Annotated in this window: 14 protein-coding genes; 5 read left to right on the plus strand and 9 right to left on the minus strand. The window is 71.5% G+C overall.

Annotated elements, in window-relative coordinates:
- Positions 1-6: 6 nt before the first annotated feature.
- Positions 7-540, plus strand: coding sequence for a DUF4232 domain-containing protein (locus AS857_RS14010; protein ID WP_245699822.1), 534 nt, complete (start codon positions 7-9; stop codon positions 538-540).
- Between the two features lie 80 nt (positions 541-620).
- Here AS857_RS14010 and AS857_RS14015 read toward each other — a convergent pair whose 3' ends face one another.
- Together AS857_RS14015 and AS857_RS39960 are read right to left on the minus strand one after the other, a co-directional pair.
- Positions 621-2,405 carry a protein-arginine deiminase family protein gene (locus tag AS857_RS14015; RefSeq protein ID WP_107105573.1) on the minus strand — a complete coding sequence of 595 codons (1,785 nt, stop codon included), beginning with the start codon at positions 2,403-2,405 and terminating at the stop codon, positions 621-623.
- A gap of 177 nt (positions 2,406-2,582) precedes the next feature.
- A complete protein-coding gene (locus AS857_RS39960) occupies positions 2,583-3,074 on the minus strand; it encodes an LppU/SCO3897 family protein (protein WP_058043426.1) in 492 nt (163 codons plus the stop codon).
- A gap of 696 nt (positions 3,075-3,770) precedes the next feature.
- Here AS857_RS39960 and AS857_RS42085 point away from each other — a divergent pair.
- Complete coding sequence (locus AS857_RS42085; protein WP_338058257.1) at positions 3,771-4,250, plus strand: HNH endonuclease family protein; 480 nt, start codon at positions 3,771-3,773, stop codon at positions 4,248-4,250.
- A gap of 157 nt (positions 4,251-4,407) precedes the next feature.
- Here the strand turns inward: AS857_RS42085 and AS857_RS14030 are convergent, their stop codons facing one another.
- The 4 genes from AS857_RS14030 to AS857_RS14045 form a co-directional block, all read right to left on the minus strand.
- On the minus strand, positions 4,408-4,923 hold the full coding sequence (locus AS857_RS14030; protein WP_058043427.1) for a GNAT family N-acetyltransferase: 516 nt from the start codon (positions 4,921-4,923) through the stop codon (positions 4,408-4,410).
- A 256-nt stretch (positions 4,924-5,179) separates the two neighbouring features.
- Positions 5,180-5,812, minus strand: coding sequence for a GNAT family N-acetyltransferase (locus AS857_RS14035; RefSeq protein ID WP_058043428.1), 633 nt, complete (start codon positions 5,810-5,812; stop codon positions 5,180-5,182).
- A gap of 96 nt (positions 5,813-5,908) precedes the next feature.
- Entirely contained in the window at positions 5,909-7,240 is a 1,332-nt protein-coding gene (locus AS857_RS14040; RefSeq protein ID WP_058043429.1) for a glycosyltransferase, read from the minus strand.
- Positions 7,237-8,013: a MerR family transcriptional regulator gene (locus tag AS857_RS14045; protein ID WP_058043430.1), complete on the minus strand. Its 777-nt coding sequence runs from the start codon at positions 8,011-8,013 to the stop codon at positions 7,237-7,239. The genes AS857_RS14040 and AS857_RS14045 overlap by 4 nt, the downstream gene beginning before the upstream one ends.
- A gap of 478 nt (positions 8,014-8,491) precedes the next feature.
- On the opposite strand from AS857_RS14045, the gene AS857_RS14050 reads away from it, so the two are divergent.
- Positions 8,492-10,009, plus strand: coding sequence for an AMP-binding protein (locus tag AS857_RS14050; RefSeq protein WP_144440808.1), 1,518 nt, complete (start codon positions 8,492-8,494; stop codon positions 10,007-10,009).
- A 10-nt stretch (positions 10,010-10,019) separates the two neighbouring features.
- Here AS857_RS14050 and AS857_RS14055 read toward each other — a convergent pair whose 3' ends face one another.
- Positions 10,020-10,499 (minus strand): hypothetical protein, encoded by a 480-nt coding sequence (locus AS857_RS14055; RefSeq protein WP_058043432.1) that lies wholly within the window; start codon positions 10,497-10,499, stop codon positions 10,020-10,022.
- A gap of 54 nt (positions 10,500-10,553) precedes the next feature.
- Between AS857_RS14055 and AS857_RS14060 the strand changes: the two genes are divergently transcribed.
- Positions 10,554-10,901, plus strand: coding sequence for a hypothetical protein (locus AS857_RS14060; RefSeq protein WP_144440809.1), 348 nt, complete (start codon positions 10,554-10,556; stop codon positions 10,899-10,901).
- 47 nt (positions 10,902-10,948) lie between these two features.
- Here AS857_RS14060 and AS857_RS14065 read toward each other — a convergent pair whose 3' ends face one another.
- Positions 10,949-11,500 (minus strand): GNAT family N-acetyltransferase, encoded by a 552-nt coding sequence (locus AS857_RS14065; RefSeq protein WP_058043434.1) that lies wholly within the window; start codon positions 11,498-11,500, stop codon positions 10,949-10,951.
- Between the two features lie 244 nt (positions 11,501-11,744).
- Between AS857_RS14065 and AS857_RS14070 the strand changes: the two genes are divergently transcribed.
- On the plus strand, positions 11,745-13,358 hold the full coding sequence (locus tag AS857_RS14070; protein WP_058043435.1) for an FAD-binding oxidoreductase: 1,614 nt from the start codon (positions 11,745-11,747) through the stop codon (positions 13,356-13,358).
- A gap of 153 nt (positions 13,359-13,511) precedes the next feature.
- Here the strand turns inward: AS857_RS14070 and AS857_RS14075 are convergent, their stop codons facing one another.
- A complete protein-coding gene (locus AS857_RS14075; RefSeq protein ID WP_058043436.1) occupies positions 13,512-14,273 on the minus strand; it encodes a class I SAM-dependent methyltransferase in 762 nt (253 codons plus the stop codon).
- Positions 14,274-14,384 lie beyond the last annotated feature (111 nt).

The raw sequence follows: 14,384 nt of genomic DNA on the forward strand, positions 1-14,384 counted from the left end.
AGCACCTTGCGCAGGACAGCGGCCACGGCCGTGGCGATAGCGGCGACGGCCGCAACCGTCGCCGCCCTCGGCGGTGCGGCAACCGCCTCGGCCGCCCCGGCCGCCGGGCGGACGCCTACCTGCGACGTATCCGGCCTGCGGGCCTCACTGTCCGACAAGGGAGGCCATCAGCACGGCATGTCCCACGAAGGCACCGTGCTGGTGCTCACGAACACCTCCGGCCGTACCTGCGCACTGCGCGGCTACCCCGGCCTGCAGCTCGAGGACACCCAGCACAAGGCCGTCGGCACGAGCACCTCCTGGGGAAGCACCTACTTCGTCCCCGACCCCGGCAAGAGCACCCTCCTCCTGCAGCCCGGCGGTTCCGCAGAAGCCGCTCTGGCATGGGCTCACGCCGACGCCCCGCGGATGGTGAAGGCCGGCTATCTGCGCATCACGCCTCCGGCATCCCGCGGCCACCTGACGATCCCGTTCGAGAAGACGGTGACCAACGGAGATCTCTCCGTCACCGCGTTCACGGGCAGCATCACCGTGTCCTGACGCTTCCCGGCGGAGCAGCCGGTCCCGCTGCCCGGACGGAACCGGGCAGCGCGCCGCCCTCGGCCGCCGGCCATGAGCCATTACGTGATCTCGCGGAGGGCGTTCGTGGCGCAGTGCACTTCGCCGCCGCCGAGGTGCGCCCAGGAGAAGTTCTCCACCCAGTGCACCCGCACGCCGCCTCCGGCCAGGGCACGTTCGGTCTCGGCGCGGAAGAGGTCACGTCCGGCGACCCGCGGGCCGTGCGGGGTGGGGGCGGCGAAGTCGCGGGCGGTCAGGGACAGCCCGTTGGCGAGGGCGGGGGAGAGGGCCATGTGGCGACGCGGCTGCCCCTCGCCCGATTCGACCCTGTAGTAGAGGACCGGGAGGCGGACGATCTCCTGCGGCTTCAGCCCGGTCTCCCGCAGCAGGACCGCGAGTTGCCCGTCGATGTGCCGGGCAGCGTCCTCGTTGTCACCGGCGTGCCGCTCGTAGCGGAGGAGCTCGTCGACGGTCGGCTTGGCCTCCGCGACCGTGTCGGCGAAGAGGCGCTGACCGCCCTCACCCGCCTGCTGGGCCTGTTCGAGCAGGGCCACGGCCTTGCGGGGGTCGGAGACTGCGAGCGTCCAGCCGCGCGCATTGTTCGCCCGTACGACGTGGACGGTCTCGTCGACGTGGCCGACCAGCAGCCAGGACGTGTCCAGCACCACCGCGGGCTGCTGCCCCTGGGCGTTCAGCATGCCGACGAACGACGGGTCGGGACGGCGGTCGGCGCTGCTGCCGTAGAGAACCCGGCCCTGCGGATGCCCGGCGTACGGCGGCAGGGACTCGAAGTTGCCCGTGAAGTTCAGCAGTTCGTCGACGTTCTTCTCGCGGCGGGACGTGGGCGTGTACTGCTGAACCACGCCGACATCGGGACCGCGCAGGTCACGGTAGAGGAGCCGTCCGGCGCGGCGGAGGCTCGCGGTGCGGCCGTCGGCGGACGTCCAGTAGTTGGGGGAGCGCAGCAGGATGCGCAGCGTCTGCCGGCCGTGGGGCGTCGTCCTCGTGACGTAACCGGGCTCGGCGATGTCCTGGCGCCAGATGTCCTTCCACCACTGCGCGGTGCCGGGCTGGAACCGCACGTCGCTCTCGGGAAGGCCGGACTCCCTCGCGGCTTTGCGCAGGGAGTCCGCGAATTCCTGCCACTGGCCGGGAGGCCGCGTCGCGGCGGGGACCTCGACGGGCTGCCCCTCGCCCGGACCCGGAGCGGCGGCGAAGACGTGCTGCGCGCGCTGCAGGTCGTGCTGCAGGAGCACCGGCGCCACGTGCAGCCCCGCCCGGGCCGTCCGTGTGATGCCGTGCTGCGTGACGGACAGCGTCACCTCGATCCGGCCGTCCCACCGCTTGCGGTCACGCACGATGTCGCGGCCCTCGACAGCCAGCCGCACCCCGCGCCGCAGCTCTTCGGCGCTCAACCGTCCGTCGGCGCCCAGCGATACGTACTTCCCGTCGCGCATCACGAAAATGCGCGCGTAGGGGCTCTGGGCGGCGGGCAGCGAGACCCGGCCGCCGGCTCGGCCGCTCACGGCTATGGGCGGCACCCTCAGCGGGGTGAGGTCCTTGGCATCGGCTGCGCCGTTGACCACCTCATCCGCGGCGTCGTTGCAGGCGGCGAGCCGCTCGTCGACGGCCACGTCCAGCCGGTCCAGGTCGCCGGGGCGCAGGGAGCAGCGCCGGGCGTCGTCGTCGAGATTCGGCAGTACGGTCGTGCCCTCGGGCGTGCGCAGCTCGGGCTGGGCGGGCACGGCGGAGGCCTGGGCGCCGGCGGGGGAGATCAGCGTGGCGACGACGGCCGCACAGGCCAGCACGCCGGCCACGGACGCGCGCCTGGTCAGTGGTCTTTTCATGCCTTCACTGTCGCGCCGCCGGGCCTCACCTCACATCGGCCACCGGGTGGAACTCCGGTTGCATCCTTCGATCCAGCCCAGGGTGGAGCTTCTCCACTCACAGGTGGAGAAGCTCCGCCGTGGAGCCCCGGAGATGAAACGGGGCTCCACGCTTTCGCGGTGCTGGAAGGCCGGGCTTCAGACCTTGTTGAAGCACAGCGTGTAGTCGACGCCACGACTGACGGAGTACTGGATGCCGTAGTCGAAGGACGGCCCGCATTTCTTGTCGGGCCCGTACAGCTTCTCGCCCATCTTGTACTCGGCCTGACCGGAGCCGCAGTCGACGACTTCGGGGACCGGCTTGCCCTTGGGGTCCTGGATTTTGACGCAGTCGCCGATCCCCGGGTTGTACTTCTTGTTCGCCTCGGCCTCCGCGGCCCGTGAGGCCTCCTCCTTGGCCTTGCCGCCGTTGGGGTTGGTGTTGTAATCCCACACGTACCAGGCTCCGCCGCCGAATATCGCCAGGACGATGAAGGCGGCGATCGCTCCCTGCAGCGGACTCCCCTGCCGCTGCCGGGGTCCCCGCTGCGGTTGCGGTTGCGGTTGGGGCTGCGGCTGCGGGTATCCGTGGGGAGCCTGCGGATAACCGTGCGGCGGCTGGTTCTGATAGGGCGGCGGCGGTGCGGACATGCTGGAGCTTCCCCGTCGTTGACTGCGAAGAACGAAGATCAACCTGTTGTTGACCGGTGAAGGTTACCTTCCGGAATCTCACCGTCAATCGGCAGTCCTGGCCCGTGACATCAAGCGTCATCCTTTGAGTCTCGATGTGACGTTACGTCCTTGCCGCACGCTTTCCTTCGGGGATTTCCGCTTGGAACCCGCCACGAGCCCCGCCACGAGACCCGCCATGGAACCCGCCTTGGTACCCACCCCCCGAACGGAGGTCCGGTCCTGCCTCTTGTCTCCGGTGCTGGTGGTGCAGGCAGACATGCCGCATGCCGGATTTGCCGTATAGAGACTTCAGTGGCATTTTCGTTCTGTTTGTGGATCTGTCTGGCGGGCAGCTTGGCAGCGGAACCTTCCGGCGATGGGCGGGGGATGGCGGTAGTGATGAGGCATCAGGTGCGGGTCGGTGCAGGCGTGGCGCTGGTATGTGCGGCCGGGATGGTGCTCGCAGGCTGCGGCAAGGACAGTAAGGACGGCGCGGACGGGGCGAAGTCCCCTGCCCGCAGTACTCCTCCTGCCGCTTCGGCTTCGCCTTCCGGGCAAGGATCCGGGGACGGGAAGCCCGGTGGCGCCGGCGGCGATGGCGGGCTTCCCGCCCTGCCGTCGTCAGGGGACGCGAAGAAGCAGCTGAACGGGCTGACGGTGGCCAAGCCCCGGCCGATGACCGGTTACAGCCGCGCCAAGTTCCCGCACTGGGCCCAGCAGGGCAACAAGTGCGACACCCGCGAGACGATCCTCGGGCGCGACGGCAAGGACGTGAAGCGCGATGCGGAGTGCCGGGCGGTCTCCGGCGCCTGGCAGAGCCTGTACGACGGCAAGACCTTCACCGCGGCCTCCCAGGTCGACATCGACCACATCGTGCCGTTGGCCAACGCCTGGCGGTCGGGCGCCGACCAGTGGACCACGGACCGGCGCAAGGCCCTCGCCAACGACCTCACGCACCCGCAGCTCCTGACCGTCTCGGCGGCGACGAACCGCAGCAAGGGCGACCAGAGCCCCGACCAGTGGCAGCCCCCGGCGAAGACCGCCTGGTGCGCCTACGGCCGCGCCTGGACCTCCGTGAAGTCCACCTACGGCCTGACCGTCACCGAGGACGAGAAGAAGATGCTCACGACGATGCTGGGCACCTGTACCTCTTGATCGGACAGCCGTCGTGATCGGACAGCCGTCGTGATCGGAGAGCCGTCGTGATCGGAGAGCCGTCTGCCGTCACCAGGGAGAGGCGGCTGCCGGGCGGGACGTCGTGACGCCCCGCCCGGCAACCCCGATCAGGCGGTCGGTCCGGATCGGATTCGGATCAGATGCCGAACGGCGCGGCGTAGCGGACGGTACCCGCCGGCAGCGGGTGGCCGGCGTCGAGGGCGAGGGCCATCATGGCCTCGTCCGGGACGTCGATGGTCAGCCCGATGCCGTGGGCCGAGGCCCGGGTGAAGCCGAACCTCGGGTAGTACGCCGGGTGCCCGAGGACGGTGACGAAGCGCTCGCCCATGCCCTTCGCGGCTTCCAGAGCAGCACGGATGGCTGCGGAGCCGGCGCCGGTCCTCTGGTACTCGGGGAGCACGGAGACGGGGGCCAGGCACAGGGCCGGGACGTCGTCGATGTGGCAGCGGGTGAGCAGCGCGTGACCGACCGGCTTGCCGTCGGTGTCGGTGGCGACGATCGACAGGCCCTCGATCCACGAGGAATCGGTGCGCAGGGCGTCGACGAGGCCGGCTTCCAGCGGGGTGTCGAACGCGGCGAGGACGATGTCGCGGACGGCGGGGATGTCGGCGCTGGTCTCGGCGCGCGTGATCCAGTCAATGCGATGAGTCATGACGGTACGGAGATCCGTTCCATGGTGATGTTCGTATGGGTGTCGCCCCGCGAGCTCACGCTCCCGGCAGGGGCACAGCGGGATGCGGTCAGACCGTCGCCCGGGAAGTGAGGATGATCCGGGCGCTGCGCACAGCAGTGGCCTTGAGTACGGTCATCAACCTCACCTCCCGAAATCTCTCGCTGTCGGATACGAACACCGAAAACTCTATCACCCGGGCCGCGCGTGGATGTGTGGGTGGGGGCCGGCTCTCGGGTTACGGCCTGTAGACGCACGCCGCGAGCCGGGCGTGCGCCTTCCAGCCCAGCGTCTCGTACAGCGCGCGCCCCTCGTCCGTTGCCCCCAGGACACCGAGGGACGCGCCCCCGGCCACGGCGTGGTGGGAGAGCGTGCGCATCACGAAGGCGCCGAGGCCGCGGCGCCGGTGGGCCTCCTCGGTCACCACGCGGTCGACGACCGCCTCGTGGCCGAGCAGGGCGACCTGGCCCTTGGCGGCGAGTTCGCCCGCGGCATCGTGAACCCGGACGAAGGTGACGCCGCCGCTCCTCTCCAGGGACTCGGTGTAGCCCTCGGGCGCGACGGGTTCCGTGGCCGACAGGTCCACGGCCATCAGATGGCCGGTCTCCTCTTCGTCGACCACCCAGCCCCCAGGCAGCCACGGCCTGACGTCCTCGGGCTCCGTGGGCACCTTGAGCCAGGTGTGCGGTACGCCGACCGATCCCGCGGCCGCGCGCACCGCCGACTCGTGGGCTTCGAAGATCACGTGACGCCCCGCCTGTTCGGCCTGCCCCACCTCGATGTAGACCCCCCAGGGATGCTCGGCGGGCCGCGGCGTCTGCCGCGACAGGGCCCATCCCGACGCCCACACCCTGACAAGATCCGAAACCACGACGCCTCCCGAAGTAACCGTCACTCACCAGGAGTGCACATTACGCGGCACCATGAGTCACAGCACTTTCTTTTTCTCTCACACCCTCTCTTCCTCTCACGCCGTGCCCGGCAGCCGCCCGATCGCCTTGACGGCCCTCGCCGCGCCGTCCTCCGCCTCCATGCGTCGTGCGGCCTCGGCAGCCCGCCTGCGGTACTGCGGTTCTTCGACAGCCCGTTGCACCGCTTCCGCCAGCCGGTCGGCGGTGAGTTCCTTGTACGGGACGGGGGCGGTCCCCGCGCCCAGGGCGGCGATCCGCCCTGCCCAGAACGGCTGGTCGGCCGTGACGGGAACGGGGATCGCGGGTACGCCCGCGCGGAGGGCGGCCGCTGCCGTTCCCGCGCCGGCGTGGTGCACGACAGCGGCGGTGCGTGGGAAGAGCAGAGAGTGCGGTACGTCCCCGACGGTCAGCACGTCGTCCCCTGCAGTGGACAGTTCTGCAGCGGACGGTCCTGCAGCGGACGGTCCCGTAGTGGACAGCCCCGCCCACCCGGCCTGGAGCACACCGCGGACCTTGGCCTTGCGGAGGGCCGCCACGGCGACCTCGCTCAGCCGCTCGCCCTCACCGGCGCCCATGCTGCCGAACCCGATGAAGACCGGGGGAGGTCCCGACCGGAGGAAGTCGTCGAGTTCCGCGGGGAGCTGCCGGTCGTCGGGGCAGTGGGGCCACCAGTTCCCGACGACCTCCAGCCCCTCGCGCCAGTCCCGCGGGCGGGGGACGAGCACCGTGCTGAAGCCGTGCAGGACCGGCCAGTTCGCCGCCTCCTGCCGTAGGCGTACCGCTCGGGGGCCAGCGGGCGGCAAGCCCAGCCGGGCCCGTAGGTCGGCCACCGCCGTCGCGTGGAGCCTGTCGACGACCCGCAGGGAGACGCGGCCGGCCGCCCGGTTGCCCCAGCGGCCCAGTGAACGGCTTCCGCCCACCACCGGCCCGAATTCGCCCGTAGGCGTCACCGGCTGCAGGTACACGCCGATGCTTGGGACGCCCAATGCTTCCGCGACGTGCCAGCCCAGCGGAGCCGTGGCGGTCGAGAGCAGCAGCAGGTCCGCTCCGGCCGCGGCGGCGTCGGCGATGCCCGGCCCCAGCTCCTGGATGAAGGCCGACGCCTTGCGCATGAGGCCGGTGTTGCCGCCACCGGCTGCCCTGTGCGCTTTCCCGTCCGCATCTCCGTCCGCATCTCCGTCCGGTCCGCGGGCTCCGGAAGCCCGGGCCGGGGCCCGCGGATCCGCGGGCAGGCCGCGGAACTCCAGCCCGCTGTCCGCCACCAGGCCGGCGAAGGAGGCGGGCGCGGCGAGGGCGACCTCGTGGCCGGCTTCCCGCAGACGGACACCGAGCCCGGTGTAGGGCGCCACGTCGCCGCGGGACCCGGCGGCCAGGATGAGGATCTTCACCGGTCCCGGCCCCCCTCGGCGTTGGCGTGGATCGCCGCGCGGAGGAACCGGTCCAGGCCGGGGCGCTGCTCGGACGCGGGCACGACGAGCGCGAAGGCCCGGGAGTCCTCGACATAGTCGTCGGCGATGCGGCAGTGCATCTCGGGCGGGCACGGAGTGAACCAGCGGCCGATGTGCAGGCGGTGCTCCTCTGCCAGCTGCAGGACGCGATCGCTGTCCGGGGCCTCGTCCGCGTCGAACGCGGCGATCAACCGCTTCCGCCAGGCGGCCGCCTCGGCCATGATCTGCCGCCAGTCCTCCTTGGTGTGGGTCGCGGCCCGGGCCATCGACTGCCGGTGGCCCTCGCTGTGTCCCCACTTGAGGTGCGCGTCCGTCGCGTAACTCAGATCGAAGGCGACTTCGCCGAACACCTCGAACCGTTCCGCGGGCGTCAGCTCGACGCCCGTCCGCTGAACCTCCATGGCCCGCTCGGCCACCTCGACCAGCCGGTGCAGCTTGGCTATCTGCTCGTGCAGCATCCCGTGGCGCTCCCGCAGGTGGTCCAGTGCGTCGGCCGCGGGATCCGCCATGATCGTGCCGATCTCGTCGAGGGAGAAGCCGAGCTCCCGGTAGAAGAGGATCTGCTGGAGCCGCGCCAGGTCCGCGTTGCTGTAGAGCCGGTAGCCGGCGGGGCTGCGCTCGCTGGGACACAGCAGCCCCGCCTTGTCGTAGTGGTGCAGCGTACGGACCGTGACCCCCGTGAACCCGGAGACCTGCCCGACCGAATAACTCATGGACCCGCCCTTCCTCTCTCGAGCGCCATGCTGTGGCCTGACGTGGGGTGAGGGTCAAGCGGAGCGCGGTCATGCCGCGCTACGCCCGGAAGGCCTCGGAAGGCCTCGGAAGGCCTCGGAAGGGCTGCGCTTCTACATGCCCGTCCGGGGCTTCGGCCGGCGGGCCACGCGGGCTGCGGATGTCGGAGGCGTCCGCATCGAGGGCGGGCAGCAGGTGCGGTCGCTGTACGGGGAGCCGGCCGGGGAGCCCGCACGGGCGCTCAGCAACGTGCTCCGGGGTCGGCAGCGCTCGGGGATGTCGGCCGTGGCGAGCACTCCTGGACGGATGGCATTCGGATATTCCGACCGTGCGGCGTGAGGGATTCCGGGCCGGCCACGTACGAGTGACGGCCACATGCCGGGGCGGGGGCACGGGCAGATGTTCGTCAGAGCACGGTGACAACGCCGACCGGGTCGGCCGCCGGCCGTGCTCGACGTGATGACCGCCCTGCAGGAGGCGACCGTGCGGGAACTGCTGACGACCGTGCGCCCCGACGCGGGGGCCGCGACCTCCTACCGGGCCTCCGGGCTCTGGCGCGACACCACCTTCACGGACGACCTGCGGCGGCTCGCCCGCGAGATCCCGCACGCCGTCGCCCTGGTCAACCGGCGCGGGCGCCACGGGCGCGATGATGTCCTGACCTTCCAGCAACTCGCCGACCGGACCGGACGCATCGCGGCGGGGCTGAGAGCCCTCGGCGTGCGCAGAGGGGACGTCGTCGCCGTCCAGCTGCCCTGCTGGTGGGAGACGGCGGCGCTGACCCTCGCCTGCGACCGTCTCGGCGCGGTCATCGCGCTCCTCATGCCGGACACCGGCCCCCGCGAGCTGGAACAGGCCCTGGCCGTCACCGGCGCGCACGTCCTCGTCCTTGCCGACGTGGCGGAGGGGGTGCGCAATGCGGAAGCGACGGCCTCCATGGCCGGCCGCCTTCCCGCTCTGCGGCACCGCGTCGTCCTCGGCGGGACTGTCGCCAGCGGTGTGGCTGTCCCCGCCGGTGCACTGGACTTCACCACGAGCCTGTTGCGATGCACCGACCCGCTTCCGGACCCCACGCCGCTGCACCCGGATGCCGTCTGCCTGGTCGCCTTCGCCTTCGCCTCCGGCACCCCCGGCACCTCCGGCACCCCCGGAACGGCCACCGGCGTGATGCACACCTCCAACACCCTCCACGCCGCCGTGGCCGCTCCCGCCCACCACGAGGGCGGCGAGGGGCGAGCGGTGTCGCAGGCAGTGGCCTCCAGCCCGTCCCACGTCCTCGGGCACGCGCGCAACGCGCTTTACCCGCTCGTCAACCGGGCCCCGGCGCACTGCGCCGACGTCTGGGACGCCGCCGTCTTCCTGGACATGCTGGCGCGCAACCGCACCGAGCGGATCTTCGCCTCCGCCTGGAAACTCGCCCGGCTCGTCGCCGAGCAACAGCAGCGTCCGCGCCCCCTGAACGGGCTGCGCATGGTGGTCAACACCTCCATGCCGCTCTCGCGCGAGCCGGCCTCCCTCATCCGTGACGTCCTGTGCAGGCGACTCGTCAACTCCTGGGGGATGGCCGAGACCACGGACGGGCCCTGCACCGACCCCGAGGATCCGGACGACCGGCTCGTCCGCAGCATCGGTCGCGCCCGCACCGGGGTCGAGCTGCGGCTGGACGCGGAGCCGGACGCACCGGCCGGAGTGTCCCGGCTGTTCGTCCGCAGCGCCTCCACCTGCCTGGCGACCTTCGAGGGCGACAGCGGCCGTCTCCGCTGGGACTCCGCCGGAACCGGCGGCTGGTTCGACACGGGGGACCTGGTCACCCCGGACGGCCGCGACGGCTTGCGGCTCGTCGGACGTGCGGCGGACCGCCTCGGATCCGGTGCCTGGATGGTGCCCGCACGGGACGTGGAGGAGGAGCTCCTCGGCCACCCGGCGGTCCATGACGTCACCATCGTCGGCTACCCGGATCCGGCGCAGGACGGCTGATCGGCTCCTGCTACTCCTTCTGCTCCTTCGGGCCCGGCTCCGTGTCGTCCGTGGCGGTGCGGCCGGCCAGTCGCTCGTACCGCTGGCGGGCGGCTTGCGGGGTGCTGAGCCCCAGGCCGAAGGCGATCTCCTGCCAGGTCATGCCGCGGCCCCGCGCCATCTGCAGGAGGCCGGTTTCCAGCTCGTCCATTTCGCCCCGGGCCGACGGAATGAGGCTCAGGGCGGCGGTGATGTCGGTGCGGTCCACCTCCGGCTCGCCGTCGACGGGCTGTGCAGCCCCGCTGAGCAGGAACGACACGAGCCGGACGGCTTCGTGCGGTCCGAGGACGGACGGGTGGGTCTGACGGCGGCGCTGTTCGTCGGTGGCCGCGTGCCGCTCGGCGATGCGGAACAAGGACGCGTAGACGCGCTGTGCTCGCGCCTGGTCCGCATGCGGGGGCGTGAAGGGATCGGTGGGCTGGTCGGTGGGCTGATCAGGAATCGACGGCATGTGATCAGGATGGGGAGACGCATGATGCGTTGTCAACTAGTTATTGTGAACAACATGTTCAAAGGTGTCGACGGCGTCCGGGCGGCGGCGATCTCGACGCCCACCGTCGACGTCCTCGTCTGCGAGTTCCTCGACGCGGACGGCAGTACGTACCGGTCCTTCGCGCTGGGCGAGCTCGTGGGCCGGCTGCACGAGCTGCCCCCGCAGGCCGCTTTCGGTCCCGCCCGCTGCCCGAGCGCACCGACGACTGCTGGAACCTCTACCGGCTCGACGCCGCCGTCATGCTCGCCGTCGTCTTCACCTGCGAGGCGCCCGACGCCCGGCGCGGACCGGCGGCAGTACGGCACGTGCACGAACTCGGCGCGCGGACCCCGGCCCTCGGACACCGCCCATGAGCAGTGAAGGGAAGAGAGAAGAGAAGGGTCACGGCCCGGCCCACCCTGGCCTGCCTACGATTCGCTTCGCGGTCGATCGCCCGCCTGGAGGCGGTACACCACGTTCCTGCGGAGCGGCCCGTCGGGCACGGCCAGGTCGTCGAAGTCGTCGGCGGGGTCGTACGTCATGCCGATGCGGCGCATCACCGCCTGTGACCGGAGGTTGGTGGCCGTCGTCACTGCGAGGATCTCCGTCAGGCCGAGGTCGCCGAAGCCGAATTCCACCACGGCGAGTGCGGCCTCGGTGGCGTAACCGTGGCCCCACGCCGGGCGGGCCAGGCGCCAGCCGGCCTCCACTCCGGTGAACGGCATGTCCTCCTCCACCGGGTCCAGTCCGGCGAACCCGATGAATTCCCCGGTGGCCACGACCTCCACCGCCCACCATCCCCAGCCGCGCCGCTCGAGATCGGCCCGGAAGCGGGCGACGGACGCCTCGCTCTCCTCCCGGGTGAGCACCTCCGGGAAGTACCGGCGCACTTCGGGGTCGGCATTCATGGCCGCCCAGGGATCGAGGTCGGACTCCTGCCACGCGCGGAGCACAAGCCGGTCGGTTCGCAGTTGGGACATCACACCAACCTAGTGCGGCCACCGTTGCCGAACCATCGAATAAGCAGGCGGGACGGGCCCCTTAGGGGGCCGCACCCTACTGGAGGACCGGAAGGCCGTCCTTCTGTCCTTCCTTGGACGGAGGCCTCGCTGGTCTTTGCGGACGATGTCCCGCCCTGCACCCGCCCCCGATCGTGGAAGGGAGAGATCACTTCCGCATGCGGCAGCAGGCATCGGACATCACGCATTTCCAGGAGAACAGCCCATGGCAGAAATGACGCGACGTGGCGTACTGGCAGGCACAGCGGCGTTCGGCGGGGCCGTCGCGGGATTATCCGCGCCGGGCCTCGCGGCTCCCGCGGCAGCGGCGACCCACAGCAGCCCCCCGCCCCGGCCGGACGCGGTCACGGTCGAACCCGGCGACCTGCGCTACCAGTCGCTGACACATCGCGGGTGCAACGCACGCTTCGTCGGCACACCCGACTACGTGCGCGTCGTCAGCTCGACCGAACAGGTCGTCGATGCCGTGCAGCAAGCCGTACGCCAGGGCAAGCGCATCGCCGTCCGCAGCGGCGGGCACTGCTTCGAGAGCTTCGTCGACGACCGGTCCGTCCGGGCCCTCATCGACGTCTCTCCGATGACCGCCGTCTCCTACGACCCGCAGCGCCGTGCGTTCGCCGTCGAGCCCGGCGCCTCGCTCGGCGAGATGTACCGGCGCCTCTTCCTCGGCTGGGGCGTGACCGTTCCGGCGGGTGCCACGGCGGAGGTCGGCGTCGGCGGGCACATCCTGGGAGGCGGATACGGCGCCCTGTCTCGCCGCCACGGCCTGGGCGTGGACCACCTCGAGGCCGTCGAGGTCGTGGTGGTGAACAAGGAGGGCGAGGCGCGCAGCGTGGTGGCCTCCAGGGACCCCGGTGACCCCCACCACGACCTGTGGTGGGCGCACACCGGCTGCGGGGGCGGCAACTTCGGCATCGTCACCCGCTACTGGTTCCGGTCCCCCGACGCGAAGGGCTCCGACCCCTCGCGCTTTCTGCCCCGGGCCCCGGAGTCCGCGCTCACCTTCAGCGCCTCGTGGTCCTGGAAGGACCTCGACCGGAGCTCCTTCACCCGGCTGGTGCGCAACCACGGCAGCTGGCACGAGCGCAACAGCGCCCCCGGCTCCGCCTACGCCGGGCTGTTCAGCGTCCTGATGCTCAACAACCGCAAGTCCGGCACCGTCGACCTGGTCGGGCATCTGGACTCCACCGGATCCGGCGCCCGGCGGCTGATCGACGACTACGTGGCGGCCGTCGGCCGCGGGGTCGGCGCGCAGCCCACCCGGATCCACCTGGAACGGCCGTGGCTGCAGGCCGCTGCGACCGTGGAGGAGAGCCAGCCGTCCTTCTTCAAGGCGAAGGCCGCCTACCTGCGCAAACGTTTCACGGACCGGCAGACGGACACCATCCACGACCACCTGGCGGGCAAGAAGGCCGCCGATCTCACCGGCTCCCTGTGGCTCGTCTCCTACGGCGGGAAGGTCAACGCCGTCGCGCCCGAGGCGACCGCCGTCGCGCAGCGCGACTCCATCCTCAAGGCGGTCTACCTCACCGGCTGGGAACCGGAGGACGACGCCGGGCCGCGCTTGTCGTGGGTACGCGACTTCTACCGCGCCGTCTACGCCGACAGCGGCGGCGTACCGGTCCCCGGCGCCGTCAGCGACGGCTCCTTCATCAACTACCCCGACACCGACCTCGCCGACTCCGCCTGGAACGCCTCCGGCACGCCCTGGCAGAGTCTCTACTACAAGCAGCACTACCCCCGCCTCCAGCGCATCAAGGCCCGCTGGGACCCCCGCAACGAGTTCCGTCACGCCCTGTCGATCCGTCTGCCCGAGTGACACCCCGGATGGTTGCGCGGGCAGCGGATCCATGCCGGGCAGGACGTCGAGTGGGTCGATGACGCCCTGCCCGAACTGCGCGTGCTCCGGGGCTCCGGCGCGGCACTGCCGTCTCCTGAACCCGGCGTCCCGCGGCGTGAGCCCGGCGGGCGCTCAGGGCCGGGTGGCCACGAGGAGGTCGACGAGGTAGGCCTCCTCCACGCTTCCGTCCGGGAAGGCCTCGCGGAGGACGGCCCGCTCGTCGGCGAGGAACGCCCGGGACCTGGCCCGGCCGAGGACGAGGAGCGCCGAGTGACTGCCGACGTTGGCCAGGTGCGTCTCAAGGGGGACGGTACGGCTCCAGCGCACCTGGCGGCGTGCGACCCGTAGGCCGGAGAGGCCTGAGGTCCGCACGGCGCTGCTGTCGTCGGGACGCGTCGCGGGGGACGGTTCCGCTCCGCAGAAGCGCGCCATGCGCTCGTCCTGGGCGGCTGTCCAGGGCACGTCCAGGGCGCTGATGTTCCACCAGAGGGCGAGCGCACCGCCCGGGCGCAGGACCCGCAGCGCCTCGGGAACGGAACGCTCGGTGTCGGTCCAGTGCCAGGACTGCGCGTACGTGATCAGGTCGCGGGAGCCGTCGGCGAGGGGCAGGGCGTTGCCGTCGCCGCGGACGAGCGGCACACCGGGCAGCGTGCGGCGGAACCGGGCGGCCATGCCGCCGCCGGGCTCGACGGCGACGACGTCGGCGCCGCGCTCGCGGAGCAGGGCGGTGGCGATTCCGGTGCCCGCACCGACGTCGGCGACACGGGAGCCGGCGAGGGGGCTTCCCGTGAGCTCCTCGACGGCGTCGAGGAGGGCGGGCGGGTAGGAAGGGCGGTTGGCTGCGTACTGGGCGGCGGCCGAGTTGAACGACTCGGAGCGTGGGACGGCAGACATCCGCTCAGGCTAACGACGGCCCGGCGTCCGTATCGCCGTCGACGGCGCCGTCACCTCCTTCGGCCGGATCACCGTGGACGGCCGGTTCACGTGCCCGGAACAGGAACGCTC

This window comes from Streptomyces roseifaciens, assembly GCF_001445655.1.
Lineage (GTDB): Bacteria > Actinomycetota > Actinomycetes > Streptomycetales > Streptomycetaceae > Streptomyces > Streptomyces aureoversilis.

Excerpts from the sequence above, each read along its gene's own strand:
- AS857_RS14015 (WP_107105573.1), bottom strand. The coding sequence starts at position 2,405 with ATGAAAAGACCACTGACCAGGCGCGCGTCCGTGGCCGGCGTGCTGGCC.
- AS857_RS39960 (WP_058043426.1), bottom strand. The coding sequence starts at position 3,074 with ATGTCCGCACCGCCGCCGCCCTATCAGAACCAGCCGCCGCACGGTTAT.
- AS857_RS42085 (WP_338058257.1), top strand. The coding sequence starts at position 3,771 with ATGACCGGTTACAGCCGCGCCAAGTTCCCGCACTGGGCCCAGCAGGGC.
- AS857_RS14030 (WP_058043427.1), bottom strand. The coding sequence starts at position 4,923 with ATGACTCATCGCATTGACTGGATCACGCGCGCCGAGACCAGCGCCGAC.
- AS857_RS14045 (WP_058043430.1), bottom strand. The coding sequence starts at position 8,013 with ATGAGTTATTCGGTCGGGCAGGTCTCCGGGTTCACGGGGGTCACGGTC.
- AS857_RS14050 (WP_144440808.1), top strand. The coding sequence starts at position 8,492 with ATGACCGCCCTGCAGGAGGCGACCGTGCGGGAACTGCTGACGACCGTG.
- AS857_RS14055 (WP_058043432.1), bottom strand. The coding sequence starts at position 10,499 with ATGCCGTCGATTCCTGATCAGCCCACCGACCAGCCCACCGATCCCTTC.
- AS857_RS14060 (WP_144440809.1), top strand. The coding sequence starts at position 10,554 with ATGTTCAAAGGTGTCGACGGCGTCCGGGCGGCGGCGATCTCGACGCCC.
- AS857_RS14065 (WP_058043434.1), bottom strand. The coding sequence starts at position 11,500 with ATGTCCCAACTGCGAACCGACCGGCTTGTGCTCCGCGCGTGGCAGGAG.
- AS857_RS14070 (WP_058043435.1), top strand. The coding sequence starts at position 11,745 with ATGGCAGAAATGACGCGACGTGGCGTACTGGCAGGCACAGCGGCGTTC.
- AS857_RS14075 (WP_058043436.1), bottom strand. The coding sequence starts at position 14,273 with ATGTCTGCCGTCCCACGCTCCGAGTCGTTCAACTCGGCCGCCGCCCAG.